Here is a 16,573-nt window from a genome sequence, read left to right as displayed (position 1 = left end):
TTAAAAAAACTATCCTTTTACAACAGCTACAGGTTTTAATTTGGCTACTTTTTTAGCCACACCGGAAGCATGAACTGTTTCTACTACTAAATTCACATCTTTGTATGCAATAGGCGCTTCTTCTGCAATACCTTTAAATGAACCTGCTTCGATATGAATACCTCTTTCTTTTAACTTTTCTTTTAAAGCAGGTGCATTGACTTGTTTTTTGGCAGCAGTTCTAGATAAACGCCTTCCTGCTCCATGACAGCACGAACCAAAAGTGACAAACTTACTTTTTTCTGCTCCTGCTAAGACATAAGAACAAGTTCCCATACTACCAGGAATAATAACGGGTTGTCCAATATTTATATAGGCTTCTGGGAGTTCCTTAAAACTAGGACCAAATGCTCTTGTGGCTCCTTTACGATGAACAATTAACTTTTGTTCTATTCCGTTTATTAAGTAAGTTTCAATTTTAGCAATATTATGAGCAATATCGTATAACAGTTTTAAGTTTCCGCCTTCTTCTCCAAAAATATTCTTCCACGCTTTACGAGCTTCCCAAGAAATAACTTCACGATTACACCAAGCATAATTAGCTGCTGCACACATGGCTTTAAAATAATTTTGACCTTCTTGTGAATTAAAAGGAACACATGCTAATTCTCTATCTTTAAGCTTGATGTTGTATTTAGCCATGGCATTCATCATAATCCGAATGTGATCAGTTGCTACTTGATGTCCTAAACCTCTTGAACCTGTATGGATTAACACAACCATTTGTCCTTTTTTTAAACCATAGGCTTTAGCAATGTGTTTATCGTAAATTTCATCAACATAATCCACTTCTACAAAATGGTTACCAGATCCAATAGTTCCCAATTGATCTGTTCCTCTTTTTTTAGCCATTTCTGATACAAAAGACGGATCTGCATCAGCTAACTTTCCATTGCTTTCTATATAAGTTAAATCTTCATGAATTCCATAACCATTCTCAATTGCCCACTCCGCACCCTTGCTCAACACTTGTTCCATGTCTTCTTTAGAAAGATTTATATTACCTCCTTTACCCATTCCTGAAGGAATTTGTGCATACATTTCTTTAGCTAGGGCTTCTACTCTATCTTTTACATCATCTATATTTAAAGTTGATATAAGTAACCTAACTCCACAATTAATATCATAGCCAATACCACCAGGTGAAATAACACCATCAGGATATTTGGTAGCTGCTACACCGCCTATAGGGAATCCGTAACCTTCATGCACATCGGGCATTACAAATGAAGATTTTTGAATACCTGGTAAAGTAGCTACGTTTACAAGTTGATTTAGTGATCTATCTTCAATAATATCATCCAACAGTGATTCGACCGCCAGCACTCTTGCGGGAACTCTCATATCGTCTCTAAAAGACATAGGTATTTCCCATAAACACTCTTCTAATTTGTTGATATCGTCTTTTTTTACATTTTTCATTATATATCAAAGATTACACAAGTTTCCCAATGGTTATTTTTGTTCTTAGTTACTTCGGCTTCATGATAGGTTACAGCTTTAATTTCTTCATCTAATTGTTCTATTTCTACACCTAAAACGTCTGCTATTATATTGTGTTTTTCTAAAGTAATTACATCTATTTTGCAGTAAATAGTTTTATTGGTATAAGTATATGAAAGTACGTCAGATAAAAAATCTATGAGTAAATTGGTATAATCTAAAGCACTGGTTTTAATTCTTATTTTACTTTTTAATTCATCAGTATGGTTACAAATATCTTCTTTAAGGATGTTTGCCATTCCTTGTACACCTGCCATAAATAACTTTTGAAGTGTTTCGCCTTCAATAAGCATTCTTATGTCTGCAGTATGAGGAAGATATTTTATCTTCATTTTTTCACAGCCTTAACGACTACAAAAGAACCTTCACCATAACCCTCTTTGGGAGCCTGTATGCTTTTAATTTCGTCTAACTCTCCAAATAATGTTTGATTGAATTCTAAATCTTTAAATTTTGCATCTTTAAGTAAAGTTTCTACTTTATTAACTGAGTAATAAGTAGCATTTTGAAAAAACGTGCTTCTATAGCGTTTTTCTTCGTATTGCTGTGCTATAGATTGCTCTTTATCTAAAAACGCAATAAGAATAGAACCTCCAGGTTTTAAAACTCTATAAGCTTCGTTTAGTGCTGTTTTTATATTATTTAAATGACAAATAGTAACAAAGAGTACAAAATCGAAATGTAAAGCACTATACGGAAGTTTTTCTGCAACGCCTTTCATAATTTCGATGCCTCTTTTCATGGCTTTTATTGCCATTTCTTCAGAAGGCTCTATACCTTCTTTTATACCCAAAGCTTCAGAAAATCGACCTGTACCTAAACCTACTTCTATACCGGTAATTTTTTCAGGTAATTTTAAAAGTTGTTCTTTTATTGCCGCTACTTCTGATTGGAATACTTCAGGATAGTTATCATACCAAGCTTCATAAGCTTCCACATTCTTGTTGAATACTTCTGTTTGTAACATGTTTTTCTTTATTATTCTTGATTAATTGACGTTGAAAAACATTCCAGAATGAAGTAATAAAAATTGTATCCTGGAATGTTTACCAAATTAGTCTTCCATAATTCCAAAACATACTTTAGTATTTACACGGTATTCTGCTATTTTATTATTATTTACAGTAACCTGCATATCTTCAATATAAACAGATTTGATATTTCTAACAGATTTTGATGCTTCGTTAATTACATTTTGAACAGCATCTTCAAAACTAACTGTAGAGTTCCCTAAAATTTCTATTACTTTTAATACTGACATAACTTAAAATTTAACTGATTAATAATTTCAGTAAATTACAAGCTACATATCAGAAATAAAATGATATCCATCAATAAAGGGTTTTTTATCTGTAGATTATTATGTGAAAAAGTGGAGTTGTTGCTCTATTATTATTTTATTTAGATCTAAAGCTTAAGAAGACATTAATTGTAAAGCTTTTTGAATATTTTCTGGACTTGCTAAACTAGTGCCTTCACTCATAATAGTTGCAACGCCACATGCCACACCCATTTTTAAGATATCGTTTGGTTTATAACCCTTGTTAATTCCGTAAATAAGACCAGCAACCATACTATCTCCGGCTCCAATTGTGCTTTTTACTTGAACAGATGGCGTAGACTGATAAAATACGCCCTCTTTACATGCTAAAAAAGCACCTTTTGCTCCTAAAGACACTGCAACATATTTGGCTTTACCGGTATTAACGAGTTCCTTTGCAAAATTTTCTTGTTCAATATTAGATAAGAATTCCTTTCCAGCAAGTTGAGCAAGTTCTCTTTGATTTGGTTTAATTAAATATACAGGATGCTCTAAAGCTTTTAATAGTGCAGGTCCTGATGTATCAACTAATATTTTAGGTTTTTTATGAGAAAAATATTGTATTAATTCTGAATAGAAGTTTTCAGGTAAATTGGTTGCTAAACTTCCACTTAAAATTAAAAAATCACCAGTATCTAAATGTTTAGAAACGTCTGTTTTGATTGATTCTAGTTCATTATCAGAAAGTTCATTCCCTGGCATACCAAAACGGTATTGTAAATTAGTTTTTGTATCTACAATAGATAAGTTTTCACGAATCCAATCTTTTATTTTAACTGGATGAGGTACAAGACCTTCTTCTTTAAGTAATGCTGTTAAATAAGTACCAGTATCTCCGCCAGATGGATAAACGCAATAACTACCTAATTCTAATCTTTTTAAAAGTCTTGATACATTAATTCCGCCTCCACCAGGTTGATGCCGAATGGAATGACATCTTAATTTACTTCCAGGAACTAACCCGTCAATTTTTGCATTTTTATCTAAAGCGGGGTTTAATGTGAGTGTAATTACTTTCATCGTTAATTATTTCTATAAAAATAATGTATAAAAATTAAAATAAAAACATCTATTGTGAATAGAAATGGTTTTAATGAACTATTAAATTTCTTTTACTAGCTTAAGTTTATTTAGAAATAAATTCAATAGTAATAATGTAAAAGCTATTCCGAAACCTAAAATACCAATATTAATTCCTAAAAGTGTTTTTTCACTTCCATCTAAATATTTCATAGAGCCACCATACTGGCCTTTTAAGATATAAGCTGCTAAAAATCCTCCTATTACTAGTAAACTTAAAATAGTGCTGATTTTTGTTTCTTTTTAGACCAAACCAGCCATAAACATAAAACGCCAATACTAGAATTTGTAATTAATTGCCAAACTTCATGAATCCTAACATGAGGCGTCCAATCCGGATTAAAAACATGGGTTATATTAATTTCTAAATACGGAACTACTAATGCATACAAGAAGACACTAAAAGTGATAATATATTTTTTCATTTTTTATTAATTATATCATACAATTTTTTAGTTGCTTTCTTAAGATTAGCTTTAGGTAAAAACTGATCCGTTATTGTAAGGATTGCATATATATTATCACGTAGTCTATCTAACTTAATTTCTTTAGGATCAATAGACGTTTGTAATAGATGTAAAGCCATATCAGCTAAAAGAAGACGTTGTTTTTCTAACCAATTATCATCTTCTTTTTTAGCAGGATTCATAAGATAGTTAGCCTCAACTTTATTGTGTAATTCCCAACTAGTGCTTATTATTTTTAATCGTTCTTCTTTAGTCATATATTATGATTTTTAAATCATTAGTTTATTGCAATATGTTGCTTCTTCAAAATCTCTAATATTCATAGAAATAATTGGAACATTTGGAAATATTAATTTCAATTTAGTGATAATACTTTTTGAAAGTTTACTTTTTTGAGAAGTAGTTCTTCCTTCCATTATATTAGCAAATATGTGAATAAAGCTTTTTTTTTCTTCTCCAATATTGTAGTATTTAAAAGGGTTAATTCTAACTTTTATATCCTCTCTTTTAAAAAGACTTGATAATGCTGCGGTATCATATACGGTTTGCATAATCTCTTCGGGAGATTTCAAAGCTATAATATTTTTTGAGCAATCTATTACAAAGTGTGGCATATCATTATTTTTTTAGTTAAAGCTCCTTTACAAGATGAAATGAAAATTATTCATCTTGTAAAGAATACTTTTGAAAGATTGATTTTATAAAAATAAAAATACGTCATTATAAAGTCTTTCTAGTAATGGAGTAAAAATTTTTGCACTTGTTAAAAGCCAAATTATTAGTATTATAATTAATCGTATCATCGGTCAGTTTTTAATTAATTATTATTTGTTTTTTAGGATTCCAAACTCCAGTTTTAACAGTTTCCTTAGTATAATCTGTAAATTCAATGGGTTTTCTCCCTAATACTAATTCTATATCGTTTGTAATTTTAGAATTGTTTGGATTGCCTAAAACTTCTGAGAATAAGTATTCAATTAACCAGACAAAGTCTGATGGAATGCCTTGTTGTTTCAAATTTTCAATATATGTTGATAAATCAATTGGTGTGAAAATTATATTTCTATTACTAGCTTTAGCTATTGCTTCTATAGCTTCTTTAAACGTTATAGCTTTTGAGCCCGTAAGCTGATATGTTTTACTATTGTGCTTGTCATGTAATAGAGCTTCAACCGCTACATCAGCAATATCATCTGTATCAACAAATGGTGTTTTTACTTCAGCCTTTGGTAATGCTACAAAACCTTCAAGGATAGGTTCTAGCAAAAAACTTTCATTGAAATTCTGGTTAAACCAACTTGCTCTTACTATAGTATAATCTAAACCAGAATGAATGATGACTTGCTCACAAAGTTCGGCTTCTCGTTCTCCTTTTCCCGATAGAAGCACTAACTTTTTCACATTACAGCTTTTTGCTTTTTTAGTCAATTCTTCAATAGCATCTAATGCACCTGGAACTGCTAAATCTGGTTGAAAAGTGATATATATATTGTCTATACCCTGCATAGCTTCAGTCCAATTTTCAGAATTATCCCAGTTAAATGATGGTGTAGCTAATCTTGAACCAATTCTTACATTATGACCTAATTCAATTAATTTCTGCGCCACCTTACGTCCTGTTTTACCAGTTCCGCCAATGACTAAAATGTTGTTTTTGCTTTTCATTTTATTTAATTTTATGTTCGATTTATGATTGATGATTTTTAAAATTGTTAGGATATACTCGAGTATACCAGTATAAAACGGCTACTAATAAAAACTCAAATGCAATTATCCAGAATCCTAATGAGGTGAAAAAGCTATAATAGCTTCCTCCATTTGGTAAGATGAAAAAAGGAACGGTAATTAGAGCATCTAAGACAACTGCGGTTAATAACATAGTTTGCCCTACTAAATAACCATGGGTTGTTTTATCTTTTTTATAATAATATGAAGATCCAAACCAAACTAAAGGCATTATGACTATAAATAACACCAGATTTGATAGGTTTTCTAGTTCAAAAGCAGAAATACTACTTGAAATTGTGTAAAACAGGATAGCAATAATCCAAATGATTACTCCTATTAAAATTGCACGTTTTAGTTTCATGTCATTAAATTTTTAAATTCATGACAAAACTATTCTTATGGTACACAGTTGGCTTGTTTAAAAAGGAGAAAGATTTGTTCGAAAAGTAGTTTACTTAATCTGGCTTGGGCGATATCCAAACTTTTTTTCGAAAGCATTAGAGAATGAACTTAAACTATCATAGCCTACATGCCACGCGGCTTCTTGTACTGTAGACGCTTCACTTCGAATCATTTTATGAGCTAAAGTAAGGCGCTCATTTTGTAGATATTTAAAAACAGGAACACCAAAAAATTCTTTAAAACCCTTTTTCAATTTAAAAGTATTCCAGCCTATTTGTTTGGATATTTCATTTAATGATGGTGGATTATCTATATTATCTAATAAAATATCTTTTGCTAGATTAAGCTTTTCTCGTTCTGGTGTTTTAATTTTTTTAGTTTTTAATAATGCTAATTGACCAAAAAAATGAGAAAGTAACGCTGTAATTTGACTTCGAAAAAACATCACTCTAGTTTTGCCCTGATATTCTATGTTAAATAACGAATCTACAATTTCTTGCATTTGTGGTGTCATTATAAAACTTGGTCCTTCAACATAATGATCTGAAGGATTTACTAATTCATTAAGCATTTCTCCAAATAACTCGCCTTCTTGATTTGGTAAACTATTTATTGTATTTGTTGTAGTAGCTATTAGTAGGCATTCTAAAGGTTTTTCGCTTTCAACTGTATGTTCAAATTCAACTTCTTGGTCTGCATAAAAAGATAATGCTAATCCTTTTGTGTAATTAAACTGTTTGCTCTTGACTCCATATTTAACAGTTAAGTCTACATTTCCAGAACCATAAAAAGCTACAGAAATTACAGGTTCGTCAAAAGAGCAAGAGCTAGACTCTGAAGCCAAACCAAAGGATTTTGTATTTATTTTAGCTTCTTCAACTAAAATAATAAAGTCGTTTATATTTATTATGTCTCTGGTCATAATCTTAACAAAACTACATAATAATTTTTACCTCTAAATATCTAATTTAACTTTACCTTTTGTATCGTCTATTTTGTGTATCTGGCTATTTTCAATTAAAATTCCTTTCGTTTTACCTGAATTAAATGTTTCACCATGCTTCACATCAATTTTAACCACTTTATTATTGTAGTCTGTTGAAATATCATCAACAATAGAATGACCAATTACAATTTTAGATGCTTTATAATAGCTTAAAATGCTATCTAATTCTTCTTGTGTTGTGGGTTCAATATCTATTCCATCTGTTTTAAGTGCCATTTTGTGTTTAAAATCCAGGTTTAATCTTCTATCCCAAAACGGGCTATTTATACCACTTATTACAATTCTGTCTCTTTCATTTTTCAGGTTTTCAATATTTGGAACAATACCGTAATAATCTTTAGCAATGTTATTAAGTTCGTTTATTGAGTAGGCTCCTTTGTAATGGAATTTATTAAGTCCACCATGAACAAAAATAATGTCTCCTATTTTTTCTATAATGTTTTTTGTTCTCAACCATTTTCCAAGTTCGGTGTGTTCTGAATATAGATATGAAACAGCTTTATCCCAAGGTGTTAGATTACTTATCTGTTTTGCGACATGAATATACTTAGGATCATTATATTTTACATTACCATATAAATTCATGATTTCATGATTACCTAAAATAAAATGTACTTTTCCACCATTTTTTTCTGCTTGGTTTTCTAAGTGATAAATTAACCATAATACTTGAGTTACCTGATTGCCTCTATCAAAAAAATCACCATTAAGTACTAAATGTCCATCATTAAAAATCCAATTTGCATGCTCATCAATAACGTTGTTAGCAATTAAAAAACTCAACAACCCATTAAAATTGCCTTCTACATCCGATATAGCTATTAATTTGTCTGGCGCATTATAAATTTGGTTTTCAGGTAAATATTGGTCTTTAAGTTTTACTTTAAATGATTTCAGTTTAGTAGAATTGGTGTTTACTTTAACAGTTTTACTACTATCAAGAATAGTTTTATCTAAAATGTTGTTTCCATTTATTGAATAGACTTTATTTTCAACAACATAAGGACCATCTAAACCATTAAAATGGGTGCGGATAGTTTTATTGATTTTAAGCCCAAAGTCTTTATTGGGTTTCCAAAACGCATTTATACCAGACCAATAAAAATTATATATTCCCTTTTTTTCATTAGTATCCTCATACCCCATAATTAATGTAGTAATAAACAAATAGAGTATACTTAGTGAAATGCTTATTTTAATTATTTTTTTTACACTTTTCATATTCTGTTTTAAACAATACCTTGCTGAATAGCATATTTAACCAAGCCAACTACGTTTTTGGTGCCTATTTTTCGCATTAAGTTTTTACGATGAGTTTCAATGGTATAAACTGATAAGGACAATATTTCTGCTATTTCTTGAGAGCTTTTTTCATTAGAAATGTGAATTAAAACCTCTTTTTCTCTATCACTTAGATTAACTTTATTTTCCTTTGTCTTTTTTACATTAAATATGCTATTATTTATAATCTCTTTTACTTCGTTTGTAAAGTATTTCTCTTTATTATAAACCGATTCTATAGCTTTATATAATTCTAATTTCCCCGTGTTTTTAAGTATATAGCCATCAATTCCTGCTTGAATAGCTTTTGAAATAACGCTGCTTTTGTAATGAGAACTTACAGCTATTATTCTAACATTTGGGTGTAAAGATTTTACTTTTTGTGTTAATTCTATGCCATCTATTTGTGGCATATCAATATCTGTTATTAATACATCTGGCATAAAATTAGGTAGCAATTTTAATGCTTCTTCCCCGTTTTTTGCTGTTCCTAAAACAATAATGTTTTCAAAGGTGTTTAATATAGACGTTATACCCTCTAAAAACATTTTATGATCGTCGACTATAAATAATTTAACCTGATTATTCTCCATTTTTCTATTAAATTGGAATGTTAATATTTACAATAGTTCCTTTTTGATTTTCAATATAAAAGTTTCCTTTTAAACTTCTAATTCTAGATTTTATGTTTTTTAAGCCTATGCCCTCTTTATTTAAATCTTTTTTAAAACCAATACCGTTATCTTCTACTAGAATATTAATATAATTATCATGTAAAGTAATGCTTATAATTCCCTTATCAGCCTTAGAATGTTTATGCATATTAGTAAGTAGTTCTTGAAGAATACTATAAGTCTCTATTTGTATATTTTCTGGTATTTTGTTTAATTCATCTATTGGAAACAGCTCTAAAGTCACGGTTAATTGAGATGTATTTCTAAACGCTATCAACTGTTCTACAAGTTCAGTAAAGGTGTTTATAGATACTTTTTTAGGAGTTAAATCGTGTGAAATAGAGCGTACTTCGTTGTAGGTATCATCTAAAGAGGTTACAATTTGCTGAATATCTTCAGTCTGATTTTGTAACTCAGACATTTTTAATTTAATAGCAGCTAGATTACCACTTATATTATCATGCAAATCTTTTGCAATACGCTCTCGTTCTTTATTTTGCCCTTCTAAATGCGATTGTATGCTTTTAGCTTTTTCAGTCTCAATAAGTTTGTTTATTTTTTCTGAGGCTAATTCTTGTTGTTTTTCAAGAAGCCTTTTTTGAGCTAAAACGCGTTGTTTATAAAATAAAATAGATATTCCTAGCAATGCTAAAAGCGCTATTAACCCACCAAAAAGCCACTTGTTTTGTTTTTTTTGGGTTTTTATGAGTTCTTGCTGCATTACTATTTCAGATTCTTTTAAATCAGACTCATGTTTTATTTTTAAATCTTTAACAATTTGCGTTCGCTCTAAGCTATATACGCTATCATATACTACATTATATTTTTCAAGATTCTCATAGGCAGTTTTGTAATCGTTCATTTTTACAGAACTTTCATATATAACTTGATATAATTCCATTTTTAATGCATTGGAATCAATGTGTTTTGCCAATGAATCACATATTTTTATATACTGTTTTGTTGTGCTAAAATCATTAATATTAGTAAAGGACGTTATTAAATTCAACCTATTCTCTAATTGATATAGCTTGTTGTTTACCTGTGAAGCGTATTCATACGATTTTAAATATAACGTATGTGCTTTTTGATGATTTCCCTTCTCAGTATTAATATATGCAAGATTGTTATATGTTATAGAAAGATCGTAAATATTGGTTGTATCTATTGTTTTTAAGGATTCTAAAAGGTATTCTTCGGCTTTTTCAAAATCTTTTTTCTCAGCATAAATAGCTCCTATATTGCTATCTATAACATTTTTCATTCCTAATGAAGTGTCGTATTTTACACATTCTTTAAAATAAAATAAAGCATCATCTAATAAACCTTGTTCTGCATATGTGTTTCCTAGCCAATTATAACTGGCTCCAATTAAAATAGAATCATTAAGCTTCTGACCTATTTCTAACGATTTGTGGAAGTTAACGGAAGCCTCTGAATATTTTCCTTGATCTAAATAGATATTTCCATGGATATTTAAATTTTCAACACGTAAAGAGTCTTTTACGTAAGAATCATTTAGCTTGCTAATTTCTTCATATTTCTTCAAAAAGTAATTGTTAGCCGTTTCATAATCTCCTTTTTTAGAATGACCAACGGCTAAAACATCTAGCATCAATATTTTTAGATATTTTCTGTTGTTTTCAACTGATAATGTATATAAAGAATCGGCTTTCCTTATTGCCTCATCAACATTTTTATTGTCAAGTTGCCACCTAAGATTCATTAAAATCTCATTATCCTCTTTTGTAACACCATTTTGCGCTGTCACATTAAAATTTATTAGAACTAAAAAGAAAAGGAGTAAATACTTCATTGATTATAATTATAAAACAAAGAAAAGAAATACAATTTATATAACTATACCAGAAAACAGTGAGTTGTAAAATACCCAAATACCGTTATATAATAAATGTAAAACGGCAAGATATTTGTTAAACATAACAACAAATAAGAAACGTCATGAAAAAACTACTTTACATTTTAAGTCTATTAACTTTAATTTATTCTTGTGATTCATCAACAGACATTAAAGAGAAAAATCCATTTATTACTGAAGTTTCCCCTAACATTTTTGAAGCAGGATCAGAAGTATTAATTAATGGTACCGATTTAGATAATAACCCTACCTTACTATTCAATGGTGAAGTTTTATTGCTTACAATGGTAACAGATAATTATATTGCGTTTAATATTCCAGAAAATGCGTCAAGCGGTTTATTATCTATTGAATTTGACCAATCAGAAAGTAATACTGAAGTATATTTAAAAATACTTGACCCAGAATGGGAAGCTACAGAGACTGATAATTATACACAATTAGAATTTGTGTCAAACACTACAGGTTTTGCTATTAAAATAGACAATTCAGTTAGCATGTCTAGAATTGATAAAACTGTAGATGGTGGAAAAACTTGGACTACTATTTTTCAAGAAGATGTTGCAGATTTTTTCTTTTCTGCAGTTAACACCAATACTGTTTATGCCAAGGGTAATTTAAACACCTTTAAAAAAACAATTGATGGTGGAAATACTTGGGAGAACTTTACAGTGTTAGACGTTAGTTTTTTAATTTCTAATCTATTTTTCATAAATGAATCTGAAGGCTTTCTTTTAGCAGATAAATTGGGAAACACTCATGTATTTAAAACTATTGATGCTGGTAACACCTGGGAAGAAACCTTGATGCTTAATGTGCCTACATTTAAAATTGAAATTGCTCAAAAAAATGAAAATGAAATTCTGTTTTTAAATAAAGAAGCTAATGAGATTATAAAAACAACTGACAATGGTGAAAATTGGACAACTCAAAATTTAAATATATCAATTGAAAATAGTCTGTTATCTTATTCTTTTGATAGTGAAAAATCATGGTTAAGTTTAACACAATTAATTGGTAATACTGGTGGTTTGTATTATACAACCAACATGGAAAACGGATGGGAAACCAATGAAATACCGAGTTTATCAACTACAAATGAAAGCATTAATAAAATTATCTTTTTTGACTCATTAAAAGGTGTTGTTATAACTAATAACGGTGGTGTTCTTTATACAGAAGATGGTGGTGAGGCATGGAAATTATTATATATAGGTATAAGTGAAGTGATTACTTCAAACTATTATGAAAATACTGTTTATATAATTAGTAATGGCCATTTACATAAAAAACAAATATAATAGCTATTCTTATAAGTATTTGATATCAAATAAATACTAAATTTAATATAGTCTTTTCCATTCGCTTTTTACAAATGAGTATTGTATTTATAAAAGGTACTATAATATATATTATAGTACCTTTTAACTAGATTCTATCCTAATGGGTGATTAATAGATAGAAATAAAATTTATTTTATTTCTATCTTAGCAAACTTATGAGTTTAGTTATATCAAAAATCCTTCCTCTACTTTTTATTTTATTAATTGGTGTTATTCTTCAAAAATCTAGAGAGATTAACGAAGATGTTATTAGTGGATTAAAGTTTATTATTTTAAAAATCTCACTTCCTGCTGCTCTTTTTTTTGCATTTAGTAAAGCTGATTTAGAACTTAATTACACTTTACTATTTCTACTTGTTTTTGCATATTGCTGCCTGCTTTATGTAATCGGGTTTTTACTTAAATCAAAACTAAAATTTGAGTATACAGCACCATATTTCACTGGTTTTGAATTTGGTATGCTTGGTGTGGCTTTATTTACTTCAATTTGGGGTATTGAAAATTTATCACTTTTTGCTTTAATTGGTCTTGGTCACGAACTATTTATTTGGTTTGTTTATGCGCCAATTTTAAAACACAAGAACTCAGATTCTGTAAGTTTTGTTAATAGTTTTCTTTCATTTTTAAAATCGCCTATAATAATCGCCATTGTAGTTGGTATCTTGGTAAATGTAACTGGTATTCATTCTACAATTGAAGCTAATTTAATTGGCTATGGTATTATTCAAACTTTAGAAATTTTAGCGGTTATTACATCGCCTTTAATTCTAATTGTAGTGGGGTATTCATTACGATTAAAATCAGCCAATTGGATGGCGTCTTTTAAAATGATTTTCATTCGTTTTGCAGTGGTAATGGTTTTAGGTTTGGGGCTTTATCAACTATTGGTCTTAATTTTAGGAGAAATAGACTCTTTGTTTTTTAAAGCATTTATGGCATTTATTATATTGCCTCCACCCTTTATATTACCAATAATGATGCGAAAGGATAGTGATGAGATTTTGTTTTTCAATAATACCATAATAATATACACATTATGGTCTTTTCTGTGCTTTATTGGTTTAATGTTGTGGTAGTTGATACATTTTTAATATGATGCACTTTCTTCTTTACCTAAAATAATATCTCTTTTAGCTACGAATAAACCTTCTTTTTTATCAAGTTTGAGGATTCTGTTTGGGTTGGTTTTTTCTATTTTTTCACGACATGCATCTTTTAATAAAGGGTCATCATCAAAAACAAAGGTTTCAATTTTTTGCTCTGGTTTTCCTGGTTCTTTTATAATAGGTAATATCTGTTTTAATTCATTACCGTATATATAAGATCCTGGAACAAATGTGTAAAAAGTATAACGTCCATCAGCATCAGTTTTCACCCAACCTCTATGGTGCACATAGCGCTTTTTGTTTTCTCTTTTTAATTCAAAATTTCCATTCTCATCAGTTTGGTGTATAAAAAGCAATACATTTTTCGCAGGTGTAACACCATCACTTTCATATATAGTACCAGTAATTTTTAATTTATTTGATTTTGATGCAAAATCTGGAATGGTATCAACGTTGTTTAGTTGTTTTTCAGAATAATCATAAATAGGACTACGCTTCTTGTAATTTTGAGGAATTTCATCTGAAACAGATGATGTATCCTGTGCATTTATCACATTAAAAGTGCTTATAAAGAAAACTAAACAAACAAAAGAATTTAAATTTTTCATGGGGCTGAATTTTTAATTATCTCAAAACTAAACAACTAAGGCTTAGTCACATAAAAAAATCGTTTGAACTATAAAATTCTACGATAAAAAGAAATTATATGCAATAATTATCGACAAAACAAGACTAAGTTTTAAGTAAAACCTTAATTTTCAACTACATATTATTCATTAATTTAATGAGTTTAAGGTTTTTGAGGTTGTAAAAATTGTAGAGAACTACATAGGAATACAAATAATAATTTATTGATATTGAATGAATTAGCAACTAAGGTTTAATTAGTTTTTATTATTATAATATTTTCTTAATACAAAAAATGCTTTTTTCTTTTTGCCTTCAGAAGATATTAACCCTTTCCTGTTCCAACCATCTTGTATTATAGGTAAATGACGTCTTGGAGATCGAAAATCAACAAGAATCCAAGGTGAAAAACCGCGCAATTGAGGTATTTTATCAATCATATTCAATGTTTCAATGTATACTGACTCTTGAAACTCTTCTGTCCATCTTTCAAGTTTATCACCATGTAAACCTGCCTTTGCTCCTGCGCCAAATTCTGAAATTAATACCGGTTTATTTTGTTCAATTTCCCAAATGACTTCCCGACATCGTTCTGGTAAACCAACATACCAACCAATATACTCATTGAAGCTAAGTACATCTAAATAGTCAGCAAAGGGGTCGTCTATATGCATAACATCAGGATTGTTTTTATCTGTACTTTGTTCTAAAGCAGCACTAATAAGCCTTGTAGAATCAATACGTCTTGCTTCTTTTGTTAAGTTAATTAAAAATGTATTTCTGGCATCACTAACCGGTGTTTCGTTTGCCATAGACCATATAATTGTTGCAGCCCTATTTTTATCTCTATTAATCAATTCTGTTAATTGATTTTTAGCATTGTTATAAGTATTTGTGTTTTGCCATTGAATAGTCCAATACACAGGGTTTTCTTCCCAAACCATTATTCCCATTTGATCTGCAACACGAATCATGTGTTCATTATGTTGATAGTGTGCTAACCGTACATAATTACAGCCCAATTCTTTCGCCCAATTAAGAAGTAATTGAGCATCTTCAATGGTGTTTGCTCTACCGCCTTTAACAGGGTTTTCTTCATGTATTGAAATACCCTTTAGAAAAATAGGTTTGTCGTTTAAAAGTATATTTTGTCCAGAAGTTTTAATTGTCCTAAACCCTATTTGATCTGTGATTACATCATCTCCTGATTCAATGATTACATCATACAATTTAGGATTAGTGTCTGACCAATACGAAATGTTATTAGTTTTAATTTCTACTAAAGCTTCTCCATTTTCATTAGTCTTAAAAAACTTAGAGATATCAAGTTCTTCAATGTTGATTTTTAATGTTTTACCAGCAATATCTTCACCTTTTAATTTAATATAACCTTTTATTAGATCTTTATTTCCAGGATCTAGTTGAATAACATAATCTTGTATATAAGTTGAAGGCGTTTCAATAAGTTTTACATCTCGAGTTATTCCTCCATAATTCCACCAATCGGTATTTAAAGTTGGTACATTTTCTTTTTTTCGTTTGTTATCTACTTTTACAATCAAAAAATTGTCTTTGTCCTTTAACAGGGAAGTAATTTCAAAATTAAAAGATGTAAACCCACCTTCATGAATTCCTATTTTTTTTCCATTTAGATAAACTTCTGCTAAATAATTTACGCCTCCAAAATATACAAATACACGGTTACTATTATTAGCTTTTTCATAATCAAATGATTTTTTGTACCAAACAGTTCCTTCGTAAAAAAACAACTTATCGTCTTGTGTATTCCAATCTCCGGGAACCGTAATGGTTTCTGACAAATCGAAGTCGTATTCAATTCTATCTGATTTATCTTTTGGTTTGGAGTTCAAAAAATAAGCACTAATATTTGGTGATTCTGCTTTATCAAAAGCTTCATAACGGTAATCATAGTAACCATTTTCGTAAGGATCTACAATATAATTCCACTGTCCGTTTAATGATGTAGATGTTCTGTTATAAGCGTTTATTAATAAATCTTCTTGCGAATTGATTTTAGAAAAAAAGGAATTTACAACTAAAATTAAAAGAAAGACTTTTGTGTATTTTGAAGCCACTATTTAAACTATTTTATATTA

The 16,573-nt window shown here is 29.5% G+C and carries 19 protein-coding genes; 2 read left to right on the top strand and 17 right to left on the bottom strand.

Going from position 1 to position 16,573, the window contains the following annotated elements:
- Positions 1–9 precede the first annotated feature (9 nt).
- The 15 genes from MBM09_RS09680 to MBM09_RS09615 form a co-directional block, all read right to left on the bottom strand.
- Positions 10–1,461 (bottom strand): RtcB family protein, encoded by a 1,452-nt coding sequence (locus MBM09_RS09680; RefSeq protein WP_305070095.1) that lies wholly within the window; start codon positions 1,459–1,461, stop codon positions 10–12.
- Positions 1,461–1,874: an archease gene (locus MBM09_RS09675; protein ID WP_238673516.1), complete on the bottom strand. Its 414-nt coding sequence runs from the start codon at positions 1,872–1,874 to the stop codon at positions 1,461–1,463. Before MBM09_RS09675 ends, MBM09_RS09680 begins: the two co-directional genes overlap by 1 nt.
- A complete protein-coding gene (locus MBM09_RS09670) occupies positions 1,871–2,509 on the bottom strand; it encodes a class I SAM-dependent methyltransferase (RefSeq protein WP_238673515.1) in 639 nt (212 codons plus the stop codon). The genes MBM09_RS09675 and MBM09_RS09670 overlap by 4 nt, the downstream gene beginning before the upstream one ends.
- A gap of 87 nt (positions 2,510–2,596) precedes the next feature.
- Positions 2,597–2,803, bottom strand: coding sequence for a dodecin family protein (locus MBM09_RS09665; RefSeq protein WP_238673514.1), 207 nt, complete (start codon positions 2,801–2,803; stop codon positions 2,597–2,599).
- A gap of 153 nt (positions 2,804–2,956) precedes the next feature.
- Positions 2,957–3,883: a 1-phosphofructokinase family hexose kinase gene (locus tag MBM09_RS09660; RefSeq protein ID WP_238673513.1), complete on the bottom strand. Its 927-nt coding sequence runs from the start codon at positions 3,881–3,883 to the stop codon at positions 2,957–2,959.
- 81 nt (positions 3,884–3,964) lie between these two features.
- Positions 3,965–4,096 (bottom strand): hypothetical protein, encoded by a 132-nt coding sequence (locus MBM09_RS15920; protein WP_256444184.1) that lies wholly within the window; start codon positions 4,094–4,096, stop codon positions 3,965–3,967.
- A 62-nt stretch (positions 4,097–4,158) separates the two neighbouring features.
- On the bottom strand, positions 4,159–4,368 hold the full coding sequence (locus tag MBM09_RS09655; RefSeq protein WP_238673512.1) for a hypothetical protein: 210 nt from the start codon (positions 4,366–4,368) through the stop codon (positions 4,159–4,161).
- A complete protein-coding gene (locus tag MBM09_RS09650; protein WP_238673511.1) occupies positions 4,365–4,667 on the bottom strand; it encodes a hypothetical protein in 303 nt (100 codons plus the stop codon). The genes MBM09_RS09655 and MBM09_RS09650 overlap by 4 nt, the downstream gene beginning before the upstream one ends.
- Positions 4,668–4,679: 12 nt before the next feature.
- Entirely contained in the window at positions 4,680–5,024 is a 345-nt protein-coding gene (locus MBM09_RS09645; protein WP_238673510.1) for a 5-carboxymethyl-2-hydroxymuconate Delta-isomerase, read from the bottom strand.
- Positions 5,025–5,223: 199 nt separating this feature from the next.
- Positions 5,224–6,075, bottom strand: coding sequence for an NAD(P)H-binding protein (locus MBM09_RS09640; protein WP_238673509.1), 852 nt, complete (start codon positions 6,073–6,075; stop codon positions 5,224–5,226).
- A 22-nt stretch (positions 6,076–6,097) separates the two neighbouring features.
- Positions 6,098–6,499 carry a DUF5367 family protein gene (locus MBM09_RS09635; RefSeq protein ID WP_238673508.1) on the bottom strand — a complete coding sequence of 134 codons (402 nt, stop codon included), beginning with the start codon at positions 6,497–6,499 and terminating at the stop codon, positions 6,098–6,100.
- 90 nt (positions 6,500–6,589) lie between these two features.
- Positions 6,590–7,462 (bottom strand): AraC family transcriptional regulator, encoded by an 873-nt coding sequence (locus MBM09_RS09630; protein ID WP_238673507.1) that lies wholly within the window; start codon positions 7,460–7,462, stop codon positions 6,590–6,592.
- Positions 7,463–7,495: 33 nt separating this feature from the next.
- On the bottom strand, positions 7,496–8,767 hold the full coding sequence (locus MBM09_RS09625; RefSeq protein ID WP_238673506.1) for a metallophosphoesterase: 1,272 nt from the start codon (positions 8,765–8,767) through the stop codon (positions 7,496–7,498).
- A gap of 8 nt (positions 8,768–8,775) precedes the next feature.
- Complete coding sequence (locus MBM09_RS09620) at positions 8,776–9,420, bottom strand: response regulator transcription factor (protein ID WP_238673505.1); 645 nt, start codon at positions 9,418–9,420, stop codon at positions 8,776–8,778.
- Between the two features lie 7 nt (positions 9,421–9,427).
- Complete coding sequence (locus MBM09_RS09615) at positions 9,428–11,317, bottom strand: tetratricopeptide repeat-containing sensor histidine kinase (protein WP_238673504.1); 1,890 nt, start codon at positions 11,315–11,317, stop codon at positions 9,428–9,430.
- Positions 11,318–11,463: 146 nt separating this feature from the next.
- Here MBM09_RS09615 and MBM09_RS09610 point away from each other — a divergent pair, with 146 nt between their 5' ends.
- Positions 11,464–12,681 carry an IPT/TIG domain-containing protein gene (locus MBM09_RS09610; protein ID WP_238673503.1) on the top strand — a complete coding sequence of 406 codons (1,218 nt, stop codon included), beginning with the start codon at positions 11,464–11,466 and terminating at the stop codon, positions 12,679–12,681.
- 197 nt (positions 12,682–12,878) lie between these two features.
- Positions 12,879–13,799, top strand: coding sequence for an AEC family transporter (locus MBM09_RS09605; protein ID WP_238673502.1), 921 nt, complete (start codon positions 12,879–12,881; stop codon positions 13,797–13,799).
- An 11-nt stretch (positions 13,800–13,810) separates the two neighbouring features.
- On the opposite strand, the gene MBM09_RS09600 is transcribed toward MBM09_RS09605, so the two are convergent.
- Entirely contained in the window at positions 13,811–14,437 is a 627-nt protein-coding gene (locus tag MBM09_RS09600) for a hypothetical protein (RefSeq protein ID WP_238673501.1), read from the bottom strand.
- 276 nt (positions 14,438–14,713) lie between these two features.
- A complete protein-coding gene (locus MBM09_RS09595; RefSeq protein WP_238673500.1) occupies positions 14,714–16,552 on the bottom strand; it encodes a glycoside hydrolase family 2 protein in 1,839 nt (612 codons plus the stop codon).
- Between the last annotated feature and the right edge of the window lie 21 nt (positions 16,553–16,573).

This window comes from Flaviramulus sp. BrNp1-15 (genome assembly GCF_022259695.1).
Lineage (GTDB): Bacteria > Bacteroidota > Bacteroidia > Flavobacteriales > Flavobacteriaceae > BrNp1-15.
Note: the sequence above shows the minus strand (reverse complement) of the source record. Positions and strands in the feature narration are given on the sequence as shown.

What these genes read in the sequence shown, in the direction of transcription:
- MBM09_RS09680 (WP_305070095.1), bottom strand. Translation starts at nt 1,461, where the DNA reads ATGAAAAATGTAAAAAAAGACGATATCAACAAATTAGAAGAGTGTTTA.
- MBM09_RS09675 (WP_238673516.1), bottom strand. Translation starts at nt 1,874, where the DNA reads ATGAAGATAAAATATCTTCCTCATACTGCAGACATAAGAATGCTTATT.
- MBM09_RS09670 (WP_238673515.1), bottom strand. Translation starts at nt 2,509, where the DNA reads ATGTTACAAACAGAAGTATTCAACAAGAATGTGGAAGCTTATGAAGCT.
- MBM09_RS09665 (WP_238673514.1), bottom strand. Translation starts at nt 2,803, where the DNA reads ATGTCAGTATTAAAAGTAATAGAAATTTTAGGGAACTCTACAGTTAGT.
- MBM09_RS09660 (WP_238673513.1), bottom strand. Translation starts at nt 3,883, where the DNA reads ATGAAAGTAATTACACTCACATTAAACCCCGCTTTAGATAAAAATGCA.
- MBM09_RS15920 (WP_256444184.1), bottom strand. Translation starts at nt 4,096, where the DNA reads ATGAAATATTTAGATGGAAGTGAAAAAACACTTTTAGGAATTAATATT.
- MBM09_RS09655 (WP_238673512.1), bottom strand. Translation starts at nt 4,368, where the DNA reads ATGAAAAAATATATTATCACTTTTAGTGTCTTCTTGTATGCATTAGTA.
- MBM09_RS09650 (WP_238673511.1), bottom strand. Translation starts at nt 4,667, where the DNA reads ATGACTAAAGAAGAACGATTAAAAATAATAAGCACTAGTTGGGAATTA.
- MBM09_RS09645 (WP_238673510.1), bottom strand. Translation starts at nt 5,024, where the DNA reads ATGCCACACTTTGTAATAGATTGCTCAAAAAATATTATAGCTTTGAAA.
- MBM09_RS09640 (WP_238673509.1), bottom strand. Translation starts at nt 6,075, where the DNA reads ATGAAAAGCAAAAACAACATTTTAGTCATTGGCGGAACTGGTAAAACA.
- MBM09_RS09635 (WP_238673508.1), bottom strand. Translation starts at nt 6,499, where the DNA reads ATGAAACTAAAACGTGCAATTTTAATAGGAGTAATCATTTGGATTATT.
- MBM09_RS09630 (WP_238673507.1), bottom strand. Translation starts at nt 7,462, where the DNA reads ATGACCAGAGACATAATAAATATAAACGACTTTATTATTTTAGTTGAA.
- MBM09_RS09625 (WP_238673506.1), bottom strand. Translation starts at nt 8,767, where the DNA reads ATGAAAAGTGTAAAAAAAATAATTAAAATAAGCATTTCACTAAGTATA.
- MBM09_RS09620 (WP_238673505.1), bottom strand. Translation starts at nt 9,420, where the DNA reads ATGGAGAATAATCAGGTTAAATTATTTATAGTCGACGATCATAAAATG.
- MBM09_RS09615 (WP_238673504.1), bottom strand. Translation starts at nt 11,317, where the DNA reads ATGAAGTATTTACTCCTTTTCTTTTTAGTTCTAATAAATTTTAATGTG.
- MBM09_RS09610 (WP_238673503.1), top strand. Translation starts at nt 11,464, where the DNA reads ATGAAAAAACTACTTTACATTTTAAGTCTATTAACTTTAATTTATTCT.
- MBM09_RS09605 (WP_238673502.1), top strand. Translation starts at nt 12,879, where the DNA reads ATGAGTTTAGTTATATCAAAAATCCTTCCTCTACTTTTTATTTTATTA.
- MBM09_RS09600 (WP_238673501.1), bottom strand. Translation starts at nt 14,437, where the DNA reads ATGAAAAATTTAAATTCTTTTGTTTGTTTAGTTTTCTTTATAAGCACT.